The sequence below is a fragment of the Halomonas sp. XH26 genome (assembly GCF_024138895.1).
Taxonomy (GTDB): Bacteria; Pseudomonadota; Gammaproteobacteria; order Pseudomonadales; family Halomonadaceae; genus Vreelandella; species Vreelandella alkaliphila.
Map to the genome: position 1 here is coordinate 3,593,170 of NZ_CP071889.1, position 21,520 is coordinate 3,614,689.

Annotated in this window: 19 protein-coding genes; 12 read left to right on the forward strand and 7 right to left on the reverse strand. The window is 54.5% G+C overall.

Going from position 1 to position 21,520, the window contains the following annotated elements:
• Window positions 1–14 precede the first annotated feature (14 nt).
• Window positions 15–1,004 carry a LysR family transcriptional regulator gene (locus tag J4377_RS16480; protein ID WP_038478852.1) on the reverse strand — a complete coding sequence of 330 codons (990 nt, stop codon included), beginning with the start codon at window positions 1,002–1,004 and terminating at the stop codon, window positions 15–17.
• A 666-nt stretch (window positions 1,005–1,670) separates the two neighbouring features.
• On the opposite strand from J4377_RS16480, the gene J4377_RS16485 reads away from it, so the two are divergent.
• From J4377_RS16485 to J4377_RS16495, 3 genes are read left to right on the forward strand one after another with little or no spacing between them, the layout of a single operon-like run.
• The gene (locus tag J4377_RS16485) at window positions 1,671–2,423 is read left to right on the forward strand and encodes a 5-oxoprolinase subunit PxpA (RefSeq protein WP_038478855.1); all 753 of its coding nucleotides are present in this window, start codon (window positions 1,671–1,673) and stop codon (window positions 2,421–2,423) included.
• Window positions 2,420–3,124 (forward strand): 5-oxoprolinase subunit PxpB, encoded by a 705-nt coding sequence (gene pxpB / locus J4377_RS16490; protein ID WP_253486183.1) that lies wholly within the window; start codon window positions 2,420–2,422, stop codon window positions 3,122–3,124. The genes J4377_RS16485 and pxpB overlap by 4 nt, the downstream gene beginning before the upstream one ends.
• Window positions 3,121–4,050 carry a biotin-dependent carboxyltransferase family protein gene (locus J4377_RS16495; protein WP_253486184.1) on the forward strand — a complete coding sequence of 310 codons (930 nt, stop codon included), beginning with the start codon at window positions 3,121–3,123 and terminating at the stop codon, window positions 4,048–4,050. The genes pxpB and J4377_RS16495 overlap by 4 nt, the downstream gene beginning before the upstream one ends.
• A 66-nt stretch (window positions 4,051–4,116) precedes the next feature.
• Here J4377_RS16495 and katG read toward each other — a convergent pair whose 3' ends face one another.
• From katG to J4377_RS16510, 3 genes are all read right to left on the reverse strand, one after another.
• Complete coding sequence (gene katG, locus J4377_RS16500; RefSeq protein WP_253486185.1) at window positions 4,117–6,270, reverse strand: catalase/peroxidase HPI; 2,154 nt, start codon at window positions 6,268–6,270, stop codon at window positions 4,117–4,119.
• Window positions 6,271–6,568: 298 nt separating this feature from the next.
• On the reverse strand, window positions 6,569–8,011 hold the full coding sequence (locus J4377_RS16505; protein WP_038478867.1) for an NAD(P)(+) transhydrogenase (Re/Si-specific) subunit beta: 1,443 nt from the start codon (window positions 8,009–8,011) through the stop codon (window positions 6,569–6,571).
• 16 nt (window positions 8,012–8,027) lie between these two features.
• Window positions 8,028–9,599 carry a Re/Si-specific NAD(P)(+) transhydrogenase subunit alpha gene (locus J4377_RS16510; protein ID WP_038478870.1) on the reverse strand — a complete coding sequence of 524 codons (1,572 nt, stop codon included), beginning with the start codon at window positions 9,597–9,599 and terminating at the stop codon, window positions 8,028–8,030.
• A gap of 393 nt (window positions 9,600–9,992) precedes the next feature.
• Between J4377_RS16510 and pqqA the strand changes: the two genes are divergently transcribed.
• The 5 genes from pqqA (at window position 9,993) to pqqE (ending at window position 13,770) form a co-directional block, all read left to right on the forward strand.
• Window positions 9,993–10,064 (forward strand): pyrroloquinoline quinone precursor peptide PqqA, encoded by a 72-nt coding sequence (pqqA, locus tag J4377_RS16515; protein ID WP_009722990.1) that lies wholly within the window; start codon window positions 9,993–9,995, stop codon window positions 10,062–10,064.
• Between the two features lie 111 nt (window positions 10,065–10,175).
• Window positions 10,176–11,099: a pyrroloquinoline quinone biosynthesis protein PqqB gene (gene pqqB, locus J4377_RS16520; RefSeq protein WP_253486186.1), complete on the forward strand. Its 924-nt coding sequence runs from the start codon at window positions 10,176–10,178 to the stop codon at window positions 11,097–11,099.
• A gap of 329 nt (window positions 11,100–11,428) precedes the next feature.
• Window positions 11,429–12,217, forward strand: a complete 789-nt coding sequence (gene pqqC / locus J4377_RS16525) for a pyrroloquinoline-quinone synthase PqqC (RefSeq protein ID WP_231657916.1) — start codon at window positions 11,429–11,431, stop codon at window positions 12,215–12,217.
• Between the two features lie 31 nt (window positions 12,218–12,248).
• Complete coding sequence (pqqD, locus tag J4377_RS16530; protein WP_038478876.1) at window positions 12,249–12,551, forward strand: pyrroloquinoline quinone biosynthesis peptide chaperone PqqD; 303 nt, start codon at window positions 12,249–12,251, stop codon at window positions 12,549–12,551.
• Complete coding sequence (pqqE, locus tag J4377_RS16535; protein ID WP_253486187.1) at window positions 12,544–13,770, forward strand: pyrroloquinoline quinone biosynthesis protein PqqE; 1,227 nt, start codon at window positions 12,544–12,546, stop codon at window positions 13,768–13,770. Before pqqD ends, pqqE begins: the two co-directional genes overlap by 8 nt.
• A gap of 69 nt (window positions 13,771–13,839) precedes the next feature.
• Here pqqE and J4377_RS16540 read toward each other — a convergent pair whose 3' ends face one another.
• The 3 genes from J4377_RS16540 to J4377_RS16550 form a co-directional block, all read right to left on the reverse strand.
• Window positions 13,840–14,436: a rhodanese-like domain-containing protein gene (locus tag J4377_RS16540; protein ID WP_051626377.1), complete on the reverse strand. Its 597-nt coding sequence runs from the start codon at window positions 14,434–14,436 to the stop codon at window positions 13,840–13,842.
• Between the two features lie 7 nt (window positions 14,437–14,443).
• Entirely contained in the window at window positions 14,444–15,130 is a 687-nt protein-coding gene (locus tag J4377_RS16545; RefSeq protein ID WP_198349338.1) for a pentapeptide repeat-containing protein, read from the reverse strand.
• A 72-nt stretch (window positions 15,131–15,202) separates the two neighbouring features.
• Complete coding sequence (locus tag J4377_RS16550; protein WP_253486188.1) at window positions 15,203–17,104, reverse strand: methanol/ethanol family PQQ-dependent dehydrogenase; 1,902 nt, start codon at window positions 17,102–17,104, stop codon at window positions 15,203–15,205.
• A 261-nt stretch (window positions 17,105–17,365) separates the two neighbouring features.
• Here J4377_RS16550 and pedF point away from each other — a divergent pair, with 261 nt between their 5' ends.
• Genes pedF through J4377_RS16570 form a run of 4 tightly spaced genes read left to right on the forward strand, consistent with a single transcriptional unit; the run spans window position 17,366 to window position 21,490 of the window.
• Complete coding sequence (gene pedF / locus J4377_RS16555) at window positions 17,366–17,857, forward strand: cytochrome c-550 PedF (protein ID WP_051626379.1); 492 nt, start codon at window positions 17,366–17,368, stop codon at window positions 17,855–17,857.
• Window positions 17,858–17,877: 20 nt separating this feature from the next.
• Complete coding sequence (locus tag J4377_RS16560) at window positions 17,878–18,717, forward strand: quinoprotein dehydrogenase-associated SoxYZ-like carrier (protein WP_253486189.1); 840 nt, start codon at window positions 17,878–17,880, stop codon at window positions 18,715–18,717.
• The gene (locus tag J4377_RS16565) at window positions 18,714–19,658 is read left to right on the forward strand and encodes a quinoprotein relay system zinc metallohydrolase 1 (RefSeq protein ID WP_253486190.1); all 945 of its coding nucleotides are present in this window, start codon (window positions 18,714–18,716) and stop codon (window positions 19,656–19,658) included. The genes J4377_RS16560 and J4377_RS16565 overlap by 4 nt, the downstream gene beginning before the upstream one ends.
• Window positions 19,659–19,669: 11 nt before the next feature.
• Window positions 19,670–21,490, forward strand: a complete 1,821-nt coding sequence (locus J4377_RS16570; RefSeq protein ID WP_253486191.1) for a S9 family peptidase — start codon at window positions 19,670–19,672, stop codon at window positions 21,488–21,490.
• The last annotated feature ends 30 nt before the right edge of the window (window positions 21,491–21,520 follow it).

The following is a 21,520-nucleotide window of genomic DNA, read 5'->3' on the forward strand; positions in this document are numbered from 1 at the left end:
ATATTAATGGAAGTTCAGGTTGATCGAGGTGTTGCTTCGGGAGTGGTAGGGGTTGCGCTAGGGCAAACCCAGCGGCCGGTAAAACTTGTGTTTGCCATGTCAGCGCACCGCTCTATGGCATAATTGGCTGCACATTCTTGGGCGATCCGCCCCACACTTCGGCAAAAGCGAGGATGATTCGCACTGCGCCATATCACATCATAGTTCATAGGCGGCAACGGCACGGGTAGCGCTAAACGGTATAGATCACCCCGCCGCCACTCATCTAATACGGTGGCGACCGGAAGCGCACCGATTCCCAGCCCCTCCATCGTCATTCGTGCAATGGTCATCAATGTGCTAACGCTATGGATACGAGGCTGCTGAACGCCCACATCAGAAAGGTAACGAACCAGTTCTTCGTAGGGGCGAGCCTGCCTGCCAAAGGAAATAAACGGCAACGACTGGCACCAAGCGTTGGGGTGTTCGCTTAGCAGCGCGGCATGACGAGGTGAAACAAACATGCCCATCTCATAAGGACTTAACGTCTCGCACTCAATTTGCTCCGGAGCCAAGTAACCATTCATTGCCAGCAAAATATCAATCTCATTGCGCATCAGCCGATCATTAAGAGCCGGAGAGTAATCAACTGTTAACTCGATAATGAGTTCTGGAAAACGCTCAGTAAGCTGCTGAATGAACGCGGGAAACCAGCTATGTGCAATGGTTTCAATGGTGCCGAGCCTAAGGGGCGCAGAAAATGTCTCAGCACTATCAAATAGCTTTAGCGCCTCATCACGCTGATGCAGTATGCGCTCAGCATGCAGAAAGAACTCGCGGCCACGCATGGTCGGCTGAACCGGACGCGCCGAGCGCTCAAGCAATAGCTCACCTACGGTGCTTTCCAAACGTGAAATACGCTCAGAAACAGAAGGTTGCGTGATATGTAGGCGTACCGCCGCCTTGCGAAAAGAGCCAAGCTTTACCGCCCATACAAAAGCGTCTAGCTCTTTGAAATCAAGCATACATTTGCCTAACCAATGGTTGCAGTAACATCGGCGGGTATTCCTACACAGCGCAGGTAACGCCGCGTGTAGTGCCGCCCCCTAGCGCAATGTGTCACTGGGTGAAATGGTCGCATTGCTATGTAACGCAATCTTAGGGCCAGCATGGTGGGATTACCCACTATTTTTCGCTGAACAGTGTCTAGCTGAACAGTGACGAGCTGACTCATGGCCGACGTTTGCATGTTTCACTCCTCAAAACGACTCACTGACCGCCGATTATTATTAGTGCTGCGGGTATTCGTTAGGGCTGGCGTGAGCGTTTTTTTTATAATCTTTTATCGAGTCGCTTTATTTATTTGATAATCGTATTCCCCCCTAGCGTCAACCATTTTTCCAATAAATAACAGCACGATAGGAATCACCGATACTAAGTATCGCTAAAAACGATTGGAACTTAACAGGATAGGTTCATATATTGGTTTTAAGACATCACACTGATAATCAAGCTAACTATTTACAACAGGTAGTCATAACAAACACTGTCAACCGCATCTTTAACAACAAATCCTTCAGTATTAGCACTCCGTTATTAAAAATAAGCGTTCTTGGCCAACGCTGCTAACTAACAACTCGCTGTTAACCAACAAGTGACTCTAATAAATTCAAAACAGGCTAGGAGACGATATGGCAACCCCACTGCTCAACTGTGACATGGGCGAAAGCTTCGGTAATTGGTCGATTGGCTTAGATGCCGATGTAATGCCTTACGTCGATTGTGCCAATATCGCCTGTGGCTATCATGCCTCAGACCCCCATGTCATGCGTCGCACGGTCGCCTTGGCCAGTCAGCATGGTGTGCGTATTGGCGCCCACCCCGGCTACCCTGACTTAATGGGGTTTGGTCGTCGCTCTATGGCCTGCTCGCCCGCAGAAGTAGAGGATATGATGCTGTACCAGGTCGGTGCGCTGGCCGGAATTTGCCAAGCCGAAGGCGTGACGCTGAGCTACATAAAGCCCCATGGAGCGATGTATAACGACATGGCGGCGAATCTTGAGTTATTGGAAGGAGCCATGCGTGCGGTACGTGCTTATGATGCCGACCTTCCGCTGATGGTCATGGCAACTGCCGATCCGGAACCTCATCGTCAGTTGGCGAAAAAAATGGGCATTACCCTGTGGTTTGAAACGTTCGCTGACCGCGCTTATGAAGCGACCGGCCATCTCGCCTCTCGCCGTCTGGCGGGTGCTGTCCACCACGACCAAGCCACTATCGTTGCGCAAGCCGTTGCGCTCGCCAAAGGCGAGGCGCTGACCGCCCGCGACGGCAGCGCGCTGCACCTACCCTGCGACACCCTGTGCGTGCACGGCGACAATCCTGAGTCGGTGGCTGCCGTGCGCGCGATTCGTGATGCCTTTACGGCGCTGGAGTCTGCGTGAAACTGCGTTTAGAAACGGCGGCCATGGACGCCGTAACGGTACGGCTGTTTGACACTATCGATGAATCCAATATGGCGTGGATCATCGCTGCCGATCAAACCCTGCGCGATGCGCTGGGCGAGGCACTCATTGACCTGATTCCTTCCTACACCACGCTGCTGGTGCACTATGACAGCCAGCAACTAACCTTTGGCCAAGTCGCTACGCTGATTCACAGTGCCTTGCGCCACTTAACGCCTGCCGAATCGCAGGACGGTCAGTTGCATGAGATCCCCGTATGGTATGACGAAAGCGTTGGCCCTGAGCTTCCGCTGGTGGCAAAACGCGCAGGGCTCAGCGTTTACTCTCTGATCGAGCGTCACTGCGACCATGATTACTGCGTTTTCGCGCTGGGCTTTGCCCCCGGCTACGGTTTTATGGGGTTGGTAGACGAAGGCATCGCCACGCCTCGCTTGAAAACACCCCGCCGCAAAGTCGCAGCAGGCAGTGTGGGCATTGCCGATCGACAAACGGCTATCTACCCGCTCCTTTCTCCAGGGGGATGGAATATTTTAGGTCGCACTGCCGTACCGCTATTTGAATACGCTAAGCGGGGCGAGCCCCTGTTGCGCCCTGGCGATAAGGTGCGCTTTAAAGCGATTGGCAAAGCAGAGTTTGAAGCAGCAGGAGGCGATACAACGCCGATGGAGGAGCGGCCATGAGCCAGGCAATGCTAACGGTTAAGCAGGCCGGACCACTGGCTCTGATTCAAGATTTAGGGCGGTTCGGCGTGGGTCATTTGGGAGTTACCCAGAGCGGTGCCGCCGACTGGATTTCATTTCGCTGGGCAAACTGGCTCCTCGGTAACGCACCTGATAGCGCGGCACTGGAGATTGTTATGGGTGGCAACCTCAGCTTGGTTGCCAATGCCGAGGTACGTCTGGCGCTCACCGGGGCCGATCTTGGTGCCACCATCGATGGACAGCCACTAGCCACCAACACAAGCTTTCTGCTGCGTTCCGGTCAAACACTCATTTTCAGCCAGCCTCGGCGTGGCCTACGGGCCTATCTGGCGTTTCCTGGCGGATTAAACGCACCAACGATTCTGGGCAGCCGTTCCTGCACTGCCCGCGAGCAAATTGGCGGGCTCCGTGACGACGGCAAACCGCTACAAACCGGCGATCAGCTCACCTGGCAAGGTAACTCACCCGACGAGCGCAGCTTGCCTGAAGGAACAGCCCCCGCCATGCCAGAAAAAAGCTGCCAACTCAGCATGGTGCTTGGCTCGCAAGCTTCAAATTTCGCCGGACGCAGCCTGTACAATGCTTTTAACCAGCCTTGGACAGTAGATAATCGCGCTGATCGCATGGGTGTTCGTCTCACTGGCCAGCCTCTGCATTGCACGCTCGGTGGCATTATTTCTGAAGGAATTCCCCTTGGCGCCGTGCAAATCCCACCCGACGGCCAGCCGATTGTGTTAATGAATGACCGCCAAACCATTGGCGGCTATCCACGCCTAGGTGCACTTACCCCGATGGCCTGTGCGCTGCTTGCTCAATGCGTACCGGGAACCGAGGTGCATTTGAGCCCTGTCAGTGCCAGCCAAGCGCAAATTGCCTATCGGAAGCAATTAAGCCATTGGCATTAAAAAACCCGCATCTCTCGATGCGGGTTAGAACAGGGAAGTTACTTAGAGCAAGCGTTGCTTTGACGTTTATGCAACGTCGAAGCGGTCCGCGTTCATCACTTTTGCCCAGGCAGCGACGAAGTCTTTGACAAACTTCTCGCCGTTATCATCCTGGGCATACACCTCTGCGTATGAGCGTAGCAGTGAGTTAGAACCAAACACTAGATCAACGCGAGAGGCTGTCCACTTAACCGCGCCCGTTTGACGGTCGCAAATCTCGTAAACATTATTGCCCACCGGCTTCCAGCTGTTGCCCATATCGGTCAGGTTGACAAAGAAGTCGTTGGTCAACTGACCTTCACGGTTAGTGAACACACCGTGCTTGGTACCACCATAGTTGGTGCCCAGCACACGCATTCCACCTAACAGCACGGTCATCTCCGGTGCGGTGAGCCCCATCAACTGGGCACGATCCAGCAGCATTTCTTCGGGTTTGACGATGTAGTCTTTCTTCTGCCAGTTACGGAAGCCATCGGCAAGTGGCTCTAAAGGCTCAAAAGAATCTACGTCAGTCATCTCATCAGTGGCATCACCACGGCCTTTGAGGAACGGTACACGCACATCAAAGCCCGCTGCTTTGGCCGCTTTTTCAATACCCACGCTACCCGCTAAGACAATCACATCGGCAATGCTGGCCCCCGTATCAGCAGAGATCTGCTCGTATACTTTTAGCACATCGGCAAGACGCGCTGGCTCATTGCCTTGCCAATCTTTCTGGGGAGCCAAACGAATGCGCGCACCGTTAGCACCACCGCGCATGTCGGAACCACGGTAAGTGCGCGCGCTATCCCACGCGGTGCTGACCATGTCGCTAATGCTTAAGCCGCTCTCAGCAATTTTCTGCTTAACCACTTCTTCGCAGTAATCGGTGCTACCTGCAGGCACAGGATCTTGCCAGATAAGGTCTTCAGCCGGCACTTCTGGGCCGATATAGCGTGCTTTCGGGCCTAGATCACGGTGCGTTAGCTTAAACCACGCTTTAGCGAAGGTTTGCTTGAAATACTCCGGATCGGCCATGAATTTTTCGCAAATGGCACGGTACGTCGGGTCCATCTTCATCGCCATATCCGCATCGGTCATGATCGGATTGTGACGCACAGAGGGGTCGGTTGCATCAACCGGCTTATCCTCTTCTTTAATGTCGATAGGCTCCCACTGATGAGCACCAGCAGGACTTTTCTTCAGCTCCCACTCGTAGCCAAACAGCAGGTCAAAGTAGCCCATATCGAACTTAGTTGGGTTGGTGGTCCAAGCGCCTTCAATACCCGACGTCACGGCATTGCTTGCTTTGCCATCCATGGTCGGGTTGCCCCAGCCAAAGCCCTGGTTCTCGACGTCAGACGCTTCAGGCTCAGCGCTCAATGCAGCGGCATCACCATTACCATGACACTTACCCACGGTATGGCCACCCGCTGTAAGTGCGGCTGTTTCTTCATCGTTCATCGCCATACGGGCGAACGTTAGTCGCACGTGCTCTGCCGTCTTCAACGGATCTGGCTGGCCATTTACCCCTTCCGGGTTAACGTAAATAAGCCCCATTTGTACCGCTGCAAGCGGGTTTTCCATGGTATCTGGCTTATTGACATCAGCGTAGCGCTCATCAGAAGGCGCTAACCACTCTTTTTCAGCCCCCCAATAAATGTCTTTCTCTGGGTGCCAGATGTCTTCGCGACCAAACGAGAAACCGTAAGCGGGCAGCCCCATAGATTCGTAGGCAACCGTACCCGCAAGAATTATTAGGTCGGCCCAGCTGATTTTATTGCCATACTTCTTCTTCACTGGCCACAGCAAACGGCGCGCCTTATCAAGGCTTACGTTATCCGGCCAGGAGTTGAGCGGTGCAAAACGCTGGTTACCGGTACCACCGCCACCACGGCCATCGGCAATGCGGTAAGTTCCGGCAGAGTGCCATGCCATGCGGATCATCAGGCCACCGTAGTGGCCCCAGTCGGCTGGCCACCATGCTTGGCTGTCAGTCATCAAGGCATGAACATCTTGCTTGAGGGCGTCAAAATCGAGTTTTTTGACCTCTTCCCGATAGTCAAAGTCAGGATCCATCGGGTTAGTTTTACGATCATGCTGGTGCAGAATGTCTAGGTTCAACGCCTCTGGCCACCAATCTTTGTTGGAGGTGCCAGTATACGTATTACCACCATGCATTACAGGACATTTGCCACTCATGTTTCTCTCCCCTTCTTGCTCTTTGCCTTGGACTCGCCAAGGAAACAGATGATCGACATCTCATATTGCTGTCTACAGTGTAGGTAATCAGCAAGCATTGCGTTGATATGTACTGTTTTAAAGCACCTCATCGATAGCCACAATTTGTAATAAACCAATAGATCGATAGTTATTTATTATTAAACTAGCTATTTCTTAGTCAATACAAACTTAGTCAATAAAAACTTAGCCAATAAAAAAGGCAGGACGTCAGACGCCCTGCCCGTACCACTATCATGATAGTAGCGTTTTCTTACCTTTACTCCACCATTGGCAACAGTGCGTTCAAGCTATCCCGCGCATCGCCGTAGAACATGCGCGTGTTCTCTTTGAAGAATAGCGGGTTTTCAATGCCAGAGTAGCCCGTGCCCTGACCACGCTTGCTGACAAACACCTGCTTGGCTTCCCAAACCTTCAATACCGGCATACCGGCGATAGGACTATTGGGATCTTCCTCGGCCGCTGGGTTTACGATGTCGTTGGAGCCGATCACGATCACCACATCCGTACTTGAGAAATCGTCGTTAATCTCGTCCATTTCCAGCACGATATCGTAAGGCACTTTGGCTTCAGCCAGCAGCACGTTCATGTGCCCAGGTAGACGCCCTGCCACCGGATGAATACCAAAACGTACGGTCTTACCCGATGCCCGCAGCTTGCGTACTAGATCGCTCACCGCACTTTGTGCTTGAGCCACCGCCATGCCATATCCCGGCACGATAATCACGCTGTCAGCATCGTTTAAGGCACTCGCTACGCCACTCGCATCAATCGCGACCTGCTCGCCCTCAATTTCAGCCGCTGGCCCTTGAGCACCACCGAAGCCGCCCAAAATCACGTTAACGAAGTTGCGGTTCATCGCCTTACACATAATGTAAGACAGGATCGCCCCTGAGGACCCCACCAGTGCGCCGGTAACAATCAATAGATCATTAGACAGCGTGAAACCAATCGCCGCCGCTGCCCAGCCGGAGTAGCTGTTCAACATCGATACCACCACCGGCATATCCGCACCGCCAATGCCCATAATCAGGTGATAGCCAATAAAGAATGACAACGCTGCCAGCACGATCAGTGTCCAGAAACCTGCGCCGTTGAGGTAAAGAATCGCGAGCAGCAATGAAAGCGCCGCAGCACCGGCATTGAGCATATGCCCACCCGGCAGTTGGCGAGGCTTGCCATCCACCTTACCCGCCAGCTTACCAAACGCAATCACCGAGCCGGTAAAGGTCACCGCACCGATGAAAATCGCGAACACCACCTCAATCTGCAAAAAGGTCAGCTCAGCAGGAGCCTTCGTGGCCACCAATGCGGCAAACGCAGAAAACTCTTGCATCGCGCCATCGGCCGCTTGTGCTGCCAACACCCGGCGGCGCTCTAAATCTGCGCTCCAGGCAACAAAGACCGCTGCCAAACCCACAAAACTATGTAGTGCCGCTACCAACTGAGGCATTTCGGTCATTTCGACCTTGCCTGCGACATAAGCACCAATCCCAGCACCGATTAACATCGCCGGAACCAGCCACCAGTAGCCGCCAATACCTGGCCCGAGGGAGGTAAAGAACACCGCTACGGCCATGCCCACAATGCCGTACCACACGGCACGCTTGGCTTTTTCCTGATTACTCAAGCCGCCTAGCGATAAAATAAATAGCACACTTGCCGCAATTGCCGCGGCAGATACGAATCCTTGTCCTAACATCTCGTTTCTCCGCCGCTTAGGATTTTTGGAACATGGCAAGCATCCGGCGTGTCACCAGGAAGCCACCCACGATATTAATCGACGCAATCAGTACCGAAATGGCCGCCAGCACGATAACGACGCCACTGCCTGAACCGATTTGCAAAATTGCCCCTAAAATAATGATGCCGGAGATGGCATTAGTGACCGCCATTAAAGGCGTGTGCAGCGAATGACTCACCTTCCAAATCACCTGGAAGCCAATGAAACACGCCAACACAAACACAATGAAGTGCTGCATAAATGAGGCAGGGGCTATTTGACCCAGCAACAGCATCAACGCGCCACCAACGGCGAGTAAGCCAGCTTGTCGCTTGGTTTGCGCTTTGAAGGCGGCCAGTTCAGTAGCCTTCTTCTCTTCAGGCGTCGGTTCTTTCTCTTTTTTCTTTGGCTTCGCCGCGGCAATGGCCTTTACTTTGGGCGGCGGCGGCGGGAAGGTGATTTCGCCCTGGTGCGTGACCGTAGCGCCGCGAATGACATCGTCTTCCATGTTGTGATGGATGACGCCGTCTTTCTCAGGCGTGAGGTCGGCTAGCATATGGCGAATATTGGTGGCGTAAAGCAGCGACGCCTGGGTGGCCATGCGTGAGGGGAAGTCGGTATAGCCGACCACCACTACGCCGTTATCAGATACCACTCGTTCGTCCGGCTTGGTTAAATCGCAGTTACCGCCTTTTTCAGCGGCTAAGTCGACAATCACCGAGCCAGGCTTCATGGCTGCCACCATATCTTCCAGCCACAGCTTTGGTGCAGGCCTGCCAGGAATCAGCGCCGTGGTGATGACAATGTCGACATCCGGCGCTTGTTCGCGGAAACACTCCAGCTGCTTCTCACGAAACTCTGGGCTGGAGGGAGAGGCATAGCCACCGCTTTCTGAACCGTCCTGACTATCTTCAAAATCGAGAAACAGGAATTCAGCGCCCATGGATTCAATCTGCTCGGACACCTCTGGGCGCACATCAAACGCACGCACCACAGCGCCAAGGCTAGCCGCAGTACCAATCGCCGACAAGCCCGCCACACCTGCGCCGATCACCAATACTTTGGCAGGGGGAACTTTACCGGCGGCGGTTACCTGGCCAGTAAAGAAGCGGCCAAAGTTATTGCCCGCCTCAATCACCGCACGGTAGCCCGCGATATTGGCCATTGAGGAGAGCGCATCCATTTTCTGCGCTCTGGAAATACGTGGCACCATGTCCATCGCAATAACAGACGCGCCCTGAGCTTTACAGGTTTCCAACAGTGCTTCGTTTTGTGCTGGCCAGAAGAACGCAATCAGCGTCTGGCCTTCGCGCAAATAGTGAGCCTCAGTTTCCGAAGGTTCACGGACTTTAATCACCACGTCCGCATCACGCCACAGCGCTTCCGCGCTTTCCACAACGCTGACACCCGCATCGCGATACGTGTCGTCATTAAAGCCCGCGGCAGCCCCTGCGCCGGCTTCCACCAGGCACTCATGGCCTAGCTTCTGAAGCTGTTTTGCGCTCTCAGGAGTAAGCGCTACACGCGCTTCTCCTTGAGCTGTCTCTTTCGGTGCGCCTATTTTCACACGCTTTCTCCCTTGGTTAGCCCATTTCCAGCGTCATTACCAAAACAATCACGTTTTCACCCTTGGTTATTGGACGCTGGGCATTATTACTGACATGCGTCTTCGCGCCAGATAGCAGTTTAGGATCTAACGCGGCGACTGCCAGTTACTATTCAACCTTCGATTCAATTGGGTTGTTTAACTACAACACTACCCTTTTTAACAACGATTCCCCACCAAAAGTTAGAGAAAACTACTTCCAAAGTACCGCATTCAATTCGCCCTACCAGTGATTAACTGTAGTAGTGGGCATGGCAATAATGATTAACCGCCAAAAACGACCACAGCAGTACTTGTAACGACATTTGTAATGACATTCTCAACAACAAGCTTAACAACGCAGGAGAGTCACTTATGTGGACTAAACCAACGTATCAAGACATGCGCCTTGGCTTTGAAGTAACGCTGTATATCTCTACTCGCTAATCTCTAGCTACTGAGCCACGGCCCCTGCCTGCCTTATTGGGTTGATATCAGGTAGGGGCTTTCAGCCAGGATTCATAGCACACCCACAGCACTAACGTAGGAGGCCAGTCTATGCATATTTTAGTTCTTGGGGCTGCCGCAGGTGGCGGTTTTCCCCAATGGAATTGCAACTGCCCTAACTGCTACCACGCTCGCCTGGGCAGTGCAGATCATCAATCTCGCAGCCAGTCATCGATTGCGTTAAGTGTGGATGGCAAGCAGTGGTTGCTATGCAATGCGTCCCCTGACATTCGCGCTCAGCTCAATGCCAACCCGGAATTATGGCCAAGTGAGCTGCGTGGCAGCGGTATTCGTGGCGTGCTACTGGTAGATGCTCAAATCGACCATGTCACCGGGCTACTCTCCCTAAGAGAAGGCTGTCCATTAGAGGTGTGGTGCACGCCTAATGTGCATCGCGATTTATCGACTGGTTTTCCGCTATTCCCGATGCTGGAACACTGGGGCGGACTACACTGGCAGCCGATTGACTTGGAAGATCATCAGGAAGTTGTCGAGTTTTCGATTCCCTTTCTGCCAGATATCGCGCTCACCGCCTTTGCGCTACACAGCAATGCCCCGCCCTACTCACCGCGGCGCGGCGCGCCTTCCTGCGGCGATAATTTAGGGCTGTACATTGTTGACCGCAACAGCGGCAAGTCGCTGTGCTACGCCCCTGGGCTTGGCAACCCCACACCGCTGGCAATGCGTTTCTTAAACGCCGCAGATGTGGTGATGGTGGATGGCACCCTGTGGGAAGACGACGAAATGCAGGCACTTGGCGTTGGCACCTCCACAGGCCAACAGATGGGTCACCTCGCGCTCAATGGCAGCGGTGGTATGTGTGCGCTATTGAACGAACTCCCCAGCAGCACGCGGCGCATTTTGATTCATATCAACAACACCAACCCGATTTTGGACTGCGCTAGCGATGCAGCGAAAACATTGCAGGCCGCAGGCATCGAAACAGCTTACGACGGAATGAAACTGACGTTTTAGGTTGACTTCCACAGACCTTGAACACTCTCTTATCTTAGAATTATTAAGTATTAATCTATTAACATCCAGACCTAAATCTTAGATTAAAAAAGCACTAGGTTAGTAGATTTTAAAAGATAGTAGATCGATAAAAGGTGCAAAAACAGGTCCTGATAAAATCAAACCAAAATAAGCATATAACTTTATAAAATAATTCAAACAGAGCGAGTTATAACCAAAAAACCTGTTTCATTAAACAAATCCTATGCATAAAAAATGGCTAAAAATAAAAACCATGTAAATCAGCAACAAATACATTAGATATTACAAAAATAACCAGGAAATCGACTATGGCGATGACAGCGATAATGCCCAGTGCTTCTGCCACCCCGCTCAGTCGGGAGGGGTTCCGTGAAGCGCTAATGGGTAAAGGGCAGTACTACCATCTTAATCACCCCTTTCAACAGGCGATGGCCAACGGCGAGCTTACCCAGGAACAACTTCAAGGTTGGGTAGCTAATCGCTTTTACTACCAGTTGATGATTCCCCAAAAAGACGCCGCGCTGCTGGCTAACTGCCCAGATGCCGCTACCCGCAGGCGATGGGTGCAACGCCTGCTTGACCACGACGGCCACGACGGAGATGAAGGCGGGATTGAAGCCTGGTTAGCCCTAGGTGAAGCCGTAGGGCTACACCGTCATACACTGCTTTCTCAGGAGCGTGTGCTACCCGGCGTGCGCTTTGCGGTAGATGCTTACCGCCACTTTGTCGCTCGAGCCCCCTGGCAGGAAGCTGCGATCTCATCGCTTACCGAGCTATTTGCGCCGCTTGCCCACCAAAACCGCCTGGACACCTGGCCTCAGCACTACCCGTGGATTAACGAGCAAGGCTATCGCTATTTTCGGAAGCGGCTCAGCGAAGCCCGTCGAGACGTCGAGCACGGCCTGGAAATCGCTTTAGGCGTGTGTACCACGGTGGCGCTGCAGCAGCGCGCGCTGGATATTCTGCAATTTAAGCTCGATGTGCTCTGGAGCATGTTGGATGCCATGACCATGGCCTATCAGCTAGACCGCCCGCCTTACCACACCGTCACCCGCGAAGCGGTGTATCACCGTGGGCTTGAGCACTCACTTTACTAGGCAATGATCGACTAGCGTTGGGGAATTCACCATGTCACAGCAACTCGTCATATCACATCAAGATATTTACCAGCTGCGACGCGGTTGGCGCTTACAGTGGGAAGCCATTCAGGGCTGCCACGTCATTCTTTATCCCGAAGGCATGGTCAAGCTCAGCGCGACTGCCGGTGCGATTCTTGAGCAGGTTGATGGCCACCACTCCATCGCCGATATTATCGCCACCCTACAGCAGCGCTACCCAGGCGCGGAGTCCTTAGCAGACGATGTCGTGCAGTTTATCGAGGAAGCCCGCGGTAACGGCTGGCTAGCCGTGAAGGAGGTTCATTGTGGTTAATAAAACGACCTCACCGCCCTTATGGCTGCTGGCGGAACTCACCTACCGCTGCCCACTGCAGTGCGCTTACTGCTCTAACCCGTTGGAATTTACCCGTTACCAAAACGAGCTGGATACCGACGCGTGGTTTAGCGTGCTGCGCCAAGCCAGGGCGATGGGGGCGGCACAGCTTGGTTTTTCTGGCGGCGAACCGCTGATTCGTCAAGACCTGGAAGCGCTGGTAAGCGAAGCACGCCAGCTAGGCTTTTATACTAACCTGCTGACCTCCGGCGTGGGCCTCACTGCCCAACGGGTAAACGCCTTGGCTGAAGCGGGCCTGGATCATATCCAGATTAGCCTGCAAGCCGCCGACCCCGAACTTGCTCAGGCGCTGGCAGGCTCTGCCAAGGCCCATGCCAACAAGTTGGCAATGGCCAAAGCGGTCAAAGCTGCTGGCTACCCCATGGTATTAAACGTAGTGCTACATCGGCACAATATCGATCAAATTGGCGACCTGATTGCCCTCTGCGATGAGCTAGGCGCGGATGCGGTTGAACTGGCCAACTGCCAGTATTACGGCTGGGCGTTTTTGAACCGACAGGCGTTAATGCCTACCCGTGAACAGCTGGTACGTGCCGAAGCAGAAACCAATCGCTGGCGTGAAACACTCGCAGCACGTGGCCGCGATATGTCATTACTATTTGTGGTGCCAGACTACTTTGAGCAAGCGCCTAAAGCGTGCATGGGTGGTTGGGGCAGTATCTTTATGACCGTTGCCCCAGATGGCGCCGTGTTGCCCTGTCACAGCGCCAGGGAGCTACCGATGGCATTTCCGAACGTCAAAGAGACGTCGCTGCAGGACATTTGGTACCAAAGCGATGCTTTCAACCGTTTTCGCGGCACCCAGTGGATGCCTACGCTTTGCCAGCAGTGCGACGATCGCGATAAAGACCATGGCGGCTGCCGCTGCCAAGCCTATTTATTAACCGGCGATATGAACGCCACCGACCCTGTATGCCAGCACTCTCCCCAGCATGGGTTGTTAGAGAGCCTAATTGCAGAAAACAGCCATAACACGCCCGATCAAGCGACGCTGATTCCCCGCAATGCCCGCCAATCAAAGCTGTTGCAAACAAAGCAGTTACAGAATCAGGTTGAAAGTCAGGCTGACCGTCAAAGTCAAAATAGTTCAGCGGCGTCTCCGCCCCGCCAGCCACTTGAGCTGATTTATCGCCAATAAACCTGTTTATCAGCAACAAACCTATCTATCAAACCTAACTATCACACCGGTCTATCGGTAATAAAATGATTAAGGCTCGCAGGTAGCTCGCTCAGCATGGGCGGGCAGCTGCGGGCAAACGGCTGCTAACGAATGTCCGCTCGCTTGCCAGCCATCCACCCCATTGGGGTACCAATAGAGCTCTTCATAACCCATTGCCTCGGCGCGCCGGGCAGCGTTCCAGGAAAGCCAGCAGTCAGCCCGGCAGAAGAATACTAGCGGCGCGGCTTCAGCGCGCTCACGCTGCGCATTCAGTGCTGTGGTGAAATAATCAACCCACTCCTCTTCCAAACTAGCCGCGCCTACGTTGGGCAGCCACATGCTGCCTGGGATCGTTAAGTGCGCACTATCCTGCAGAAAAAGGCCGTTATGCCAGGGCAGCGCGTAGACATCCACCAGAATCACTGGCGGTGACTCCAGCAGCGCTTGAAAAGCATGGTCATCTAACGTGGTCACCCCTGGAAGCGGTGCGGTAACAGGCGCTTTAAAAGGCGGCAAGCGGTAGCCTTCTTGGTTAAATACCGCTGAGGGCGCTTCAGCGTGTACCGCTCCACTGAATACACCCGCTGCCCACACCACACAGAGCATATAGCGGCGCACAGAGTGCGCCGAAGGTTGTGTCGACATGGTGACATTACTCCCAATCAAACGGGCAGCCGGTACAACCCTCCATTTGGGCCATTTGGAAGTTGCCGTAGTGGATGCGTGCACCGGTCATATCAGCATCATTGAGCCGCGTGATGTTCATTTTTGCTTCTTGCAGATTAGCATCGCGCAGGTCCGCACCGATCAGGTTGACCTTATTCATCCAGGCCATTTCCAGATTGCTGCCCATCAACGTCGCTCCTTGCATGCTGGCCCCGGAAAGCCGGGCAAACTCAAGGTTAGCGCCTGTCAAATCGGCATAATCAAATGTCGCGCCCTGGGCATAAATACTCCAGCTATCCAATCCAACCAAACTGGCATGGGAAAGATCGGCGCCGCGTAAATGCGTGTTGGGCATGCGTGCACGATTGAGGTTGGCATGTCTCAGCGATGCGCCTTCAAAATCAACGCTGCGTAGGTTGCTGTGGCGGAAATCCGAGCCTTCTAGGTTACTGCCCGCAAAGTTAGCGCCCTGTAGATCCAAATTGGAAAAGTCGCCGCCGGATAAATCCATATTGGCGCACTGAGTACCTGGCACCAACTCACAGCCGTTATGCACTGGCGGTTGATACTCTTCAACATAATCGTCGGCGACAACGCTGCCTATCGCGCTAAGGCAGAGAAAAACCGCCGTTGTTTGGCGGCTCCATAAAGACAGAGCATTGCGAGTTATCATTGTTATTCTCTCCATTACCGTTAATGTTATTCAAAAAAGGGCGGCAGAAGCCGCCCAAGAGGGGTCGATAACTTAACGGTTAGCCAAGTCTTGAACGAAAGATGGCAGCTTAAAGACCCAGAACGAACCGCCCTGAGCAATCGGCCGCGTCAGTTCAGCCATATCACCGCCCCAGAGAGGAACCGCGCCGCCATAACCGGCAGTAACACCAATGTACTGTTCACCATCCATTTCCCAAGTTACCGGTGGTGAAATGATGCCGGTGCCTACCTGGAACTTCCAAAGCTCTTCACCGGTTTCTGCGTGGAATGCTTTTAAGTAGCCATCGCCAGTACCGGTAAACACCAGATCACCGTGGGTAGCTAGCACGCCTGCCCACAGCGGCATAGGCTCTTTATGCTCCCAAGCGTACTCACCGGTGACCGGATCAACAGCACGTAGAATCCCGACGTGGTCGTCGTACATACGCTTAATGCGGAAGCCCATACCCAGGTAAGCTGCGCCTTCCACGTACTCAACTTCCTCGGTCCAGTAATCTTCTTTCCAGTGGTTACCCGGTACGTAGAACAGGCCTGTGTCTTCGCTGTAAGCCATTGGGTTCCAGTTTTTACCACCAAGGAAAGGTGGTGAAACTTCAACAGGCTCAGAACGGGTTTGTCCCTCTTCCAAGCGCGGTGGGCGCTGGCCTTCAGCCTCAACCGGGCGACCGGTTTCCAGGTCAATATGGGTAGCCCAGGTAATGTTATCGACAAACGGGAAGGCGTTGATGAGCTCGCCGTTGGTGCGGTTAGTGACATAGAAGAAGCCATTACGGTCAGCGTGGGCTCCTGCATTCACCGTTTGGCCATTCTCATCCTCGTACTCAAACAAGACGATTTCGTTATTGCCTGAGAAGTCCCAGGTGTCGTTGGGCGTGTGCTGATAGAACCACTTCACTTCGCCAGTCGAAGGGTCGATCCCTAGCTGGCCAGAGGTGTAAAGGCTGTCGTAGTCAGACGGGTCGCCGTCTTCCGAGGTGCGTGCCCAGCCATTCCAGGGAGCAGGATTACCGGCACCAATGATGATGGTATTGGTATCAGGATCGAAACTGGCGCTCTGCCACGGCGCACCGCCACCTTGGCTCCAGGCTTGTACTTTGCCGGTTTCGCTGTCTGGGTCATCGGGCCAGGAGGGCGCGCTAGCATCACCCGTTGGGGTACTCTCTTCACCGTTCAGACGCCCCATATGGCCTTCAACAAAGGGCCGCATCCAAATCTCTTCACCGGTATCAGGGTCACGGGCATACAGCTTACCCACAATGCCGAACTCATCCCCCGAAGAGCCATGAATCAGCAACACGCGACCTGTTTCGCTATCTTCTACAATCGTTGGCGCACCGGTCATGGTGTAGCCCGCGCGGTGGTCACCAAAGCGCTCGCGCCACACCACCTCACCGGTGTCTTTGTTCAGCGCCACGATGCCAGCATCCAGCGTGCCGAAGAATACCTTATCGCCGTAAATGGCCGCACCGCGGTTCACTACGTCACAGCAGGGGCGAATATCGCTGGGCAGGCGATGGTTGTATGACCACAGCCGCTGGCCAGTGCGCGCATCAATAGCAAAAATACGTGAATAGGAGCCAGTGACATAAATAACGCCTTCATGAATCAGCGCCTGAGACTCCTGGCCACGCTGCATTTCATCGCCAAACGAGTGAGACCACGCTGGGGTCAGCATCTCGACGTTATCTGCGTTAATTTGATTAAGCGGGCTATAGCGCTGTGCTTTCACGCCCATGCCGTACATCAACACCGTTTCAGTGTTGTTATGGTCATTGAGAATATCGTCCCAGGTCACCTCGCTGGCGTGGGCTGTCAGCGCAATGCCCCCGACGCCTAAGGCAGAAGCGTAAGCAACGGCGGCGGTGAGTGTACGCAGGCGAAAGGGCCACGAAATTTTGCGGGCTGACGTGTTGTTATTGATAGCGTATGTCATGGGTTTTCCATCCGAGTAATGATCACAATGCAATGGCTGCAAAGCGGCCAAGCTGCTGCTTGCGTGGTGCCAGCAAGACTAAGTCCAGCTTAGAAGCTCGGATAACAAACCAATCTACCCCTCCAGTCGCGTTCTCATCCTGATTTAGCACTACTTCCAAAGGAGGAGCCTAGCGATGCCTAAGGTGCTATAGGTTCGGAAGGCCTGCCTGCCTAAGCTCACTCAAGTGACGATACATTGATCCTCTGAGGAGCATTTCCCATGACTATTACAAAAACCGTACTGACAAAAACAACCTCCGCAAAACTGCCCTTACGCCTCAGCAGCCAAGTGGGTGCTATCGCCCTTGCCGCGTTGCTGGCTTCGCCGCTGGCCTGGTCTCACGGCAGCGTGACCCCTCAAGCCGTTGATATTAAAGACCTCGAGCGCTTAGGCGACGAATGGCGGGAAGAGAACCCCTACCGGGATCATCCCCAGCAAGAGCTCGCCATCGATATTGGTGCCCGCGCTTACAACAGCAACTGTGCCGCTTGCCACGGGCTAGAAGCGAAATCCGGCGGCATCGCTCCCGACCTGCGCGAGTTGGAAAACGGCGCATGGGGCGATGAGTGGTTCAAAGAGCTGGTCACCAATGGCGCCGAGCGCAACGGCCGTGTGCTAATGCCGCGCATGTCCGATTACGTTAGCCAAGAAGGGCTTTGGGCCATTCGCACATGGTTGGAAACGGTCAGTATGGAAACGACTGGACAATAATCCCAACGCTGGGAGGCACCATGGCAACCCTAAACCCTATCATCACGTTACAACGTATCGCCGCGGCGTTCGCCGCGCCCCTTACCCCCGCACTCGCGGTGCTTTGCTGGCTACTGCTCGCGCTGCCGACCACCGCGTTGGCCACAGCGAGCACAGCTGAACAGGATCCGCTTAACTCCTTTATGTGGCCTGTGTACCGCGAGCGCTTTCTGGGCGATGCCCCCGTGGTGTTTGATGAGCGCGTCACCGTTAGCGCGCCGGGGTTCGCCGAAGACTCAGGACAAGTACCCATTTCGCTAGATGCCAGCGCCTTAGAAGCCAGCGGCGAGCCAATCACTGACATTATTGCCTGGGTGGATCTCAACCCGATTCCCCGCCTGTTCCACTACTCCCCGATGAGCCATGGCATAGCCAAGCTATCGTTAAATATTCGCTTGGAACAAGCCTCCGCAGTGCGTGTAGCAGTGAAACAGGGGGATACCTGGCATGTGGGTGGCACCTACATTGAAGCGGAAGGCGGTGGCTGCACCACCCCCGGTATTGCCAGCGCTGACACCGACTGGGAAACCACCTTCGGCGAGCTCCAGGGTCGGCTGTTTGCCAATGAGGACGAACAGCGCCTGCGGGTGCGCCTTTCTCACCCCATGGACAGCGGCTTAATCCCCAGCCAGCCCGCCTTTTATGTGCAGTCGTTTGAACTGTTGGATCAGCAGGGCCAGCAAGTGGCCGCCCTGGATATCGATGCATCGGTGAGCGCCAACCCCACCTTAGGGCTGCATATGCGCCCCTCTCCAGGCGGTTATGTGATTGGCGCGCGGGATAACAACGGCAACCGCTTTTCTATTGGTCTGCAGCCATGAAAGCCGGTTTTCTGGCCACCTTCAGTACACTGCTGATCACGCCGCTGGCAGCCAGCGAACCGGTGATGTTCTGCGAACGTCCGCTAACCGCCCAACCGATCGCGGAAAACACCTGGATGGTGGAAGGTGTAAAAGAGGAGCTCTCCACCAGCAACTGCGGCCATATAGGCAACCAAGCGTTTATTGCTACGCCCAGTGGTGTCATCCTTATCGACAGCGGCAGCAGCCCACACTTTGGCGAAGCACTCAAAACACTCATTGCTCAGCACACCGCTCAACCCGTTCGCTGGGTGTTGAATACCCATCACCACCCTGACCACTTTTTTGGTAATGCCGCCTTCGACGAGGCACAGCACCTCACCCTAGCCAGCACTCGTGCGTTGATGGCTCGCGACCGGGACGCACTGATCGATAACGTAGCGCGGCTGACCGGGCACAGTTTGGAGCACTCGTCTATTGCCCTACCCAAGGTGATCGAGGCAGGCGAGATAATCCTTGGCAACTACCCGCTCACGCTTTTCGCCATGAGCGGCCATAGCGGTGGTGACCTGGTGATTATGGACCATGCCACCGACGTGCTGTTTTTAGGCGACATAGGCTTCTACCAACGTGCTGCCGCCACTGCCCACAGCCCAAGCCTGCAACAGTGGCAGGAAGAACTGAATGATCTGCGCGCGCTCAACGCCAGTATCGCAGTACCGGGTCATGGCCCCAGTGCGCCGCCCGAAACGATCATTGGCCAAACCACGCATTACCTGGAATGGCTGGACCAACGTCTCAGTGATGTGGCTAGCGAAGGGCTAGGTGCCAATCATGCCTTGGCCGTTGAAATTCCCAGCATGTTTAGCACCATGGCACTCAGCGAATATGAGTTCACCCGCAGCGTAATGCAGCTTTACCCACACTACGAAGCACGGTTGCTGTGGGGCGCCCCACACTAAGGAGCACGCCTATGCTGCTTACCCTGGCAGATGCCGCCGAGCCCACTGACACCTTGGCCGAGTTACACAGCGACGCCCAAGCTGTTTACTGGCTGGCTCGTTGCCCGCAAACGGGCGGCATGCAACTTTGGCAGTGGCCCGCCGACAGCAACGAGCCGCCGCGCTGTGCAGTAGAAGATGCTGTGGGTAGCCGCGTGAATCAGTACGGCGGCGGCAGCTACACGCCCCTGCTAGGGGGCGTCGTATGGGTGCGCCAGTACGATCAAGCCATCATGCAGCTCGACCGCCACGGTGCAAGCTACTGCTGGCAACAGCGCCCGCAAACAGCCTACGGTGGGCTGTGCGCCGACCCTAAACGTCAGCGAGTGATTGCGGTAGAAGAGGATCAACAAGGTCAACGGCTGGTCGCCATTACTGACACCAGCAGAACTTACAAGAACAGGCAAGTGCTGGTTGAAGGCGCTGACTTCTACGGCGCAGCGGTATTAAGCGATGACGGCAACTACCTCGCCTGGGTCAGTTGGTCGTTGCCACACATGCCTTGGCAACACAGCCAGCTACATCTCGCGCGGGTGACCAGCACAGGTCAGCTTGAAATATTTGAGCACTGGGATTTCGGCGCGGCGATTAGCCAGCCACAGTTTGGCCCTCGCAACGCGCTAATTTGCATGAGCGATCACGCTGGCTGGTGGCAACCCTGGCAGGTAAACCTGGCTACCCCTGAGTGCCTGAGCAGTGCCCCGGTGGACCACATCACCACACCGTGGCAGTTGGGTGAGCGCCAGCACGTATGGCGAGACAATCGGCAGGTTTACTGCCAACTGTACCAGGGGGCAGCTCAGCTTTATCGCCGTTGCGACGAGCAGGTTGAAGTACTGCTACCAGACCCCGGCCGCGTGGCAAGCATCACACTAGCAAGGCACGGTGACTACGCCATTGTGCAAAGCGCTACCAGCGGCGCCCAGCTTATACGCTTCAACAAAAATGGTTCGCGTAACCGTCTAGTAGGTAAGGTGGAGGGTAACGTAACGCAAAACCTAGTGACTGAAAATTCCGCCACCGCACAATGGCTGGAAACCCCTGTTGGCAACGAAGGCGAAACGGTTCACGGCTTTTTCTACTCAGCCTTAGCCAACCGCGCTGCGCCGCTGATTGTGCGCGTTCATGGCGGGCCCACCGCCGCCGCCTACCCTATTTATGACCCGCTAGTAGCCTACTGGCAGCAACAGGGCTTTCACGTTTTAGATATCAACCCTCGTGGCAGCGGCAATTTTGGTCGCCGCTATCGAGAATGTTTAGCCGGCCAGTGGGGGATCAGCGATACTGAGGATGTCATCGCCTTGGTCAATGCCGCCTGCACACGCTTTGCGATCGATACAGCGCGCTGCTTTATTCGTGGCCAAAGCGCTGGCGGGTTTACCGCCCTTAATGCCTTGGCGGCCACTCCGCTATTTGCTGCGGCCACTAGCCTATACGGGGTAACCAATGCATTAACATTAGCGGCAAAAACACACCGCTTTGAATCCGGTTACCTGGGCTGGCTAATCGGAGACGACCCCCAGCTCGACCAGCGCAGCCCTACCTACCACGTCACCCGTTGCCAGCGCCCATTACGGGCACTGTTTATCCAGGGTGGCAAAGACGCCGTAGTCGTGCCAGAACAAACTCATGCCATGGCGCGGCATATCGAACTCCACAGTGGCGAGGCACAAACACTGCTGTTTGATAACGAATACCATGGCATTCGCCACCCCAAAGCTCGCCAAACCATGCTGGCCCGCGAGCTAGCCTTTTATCAATCTAGCCACCTAACGACAGCACCAAGGTCGTAGCGCAACAATCCCTTAAGGTGCTTAAGATAA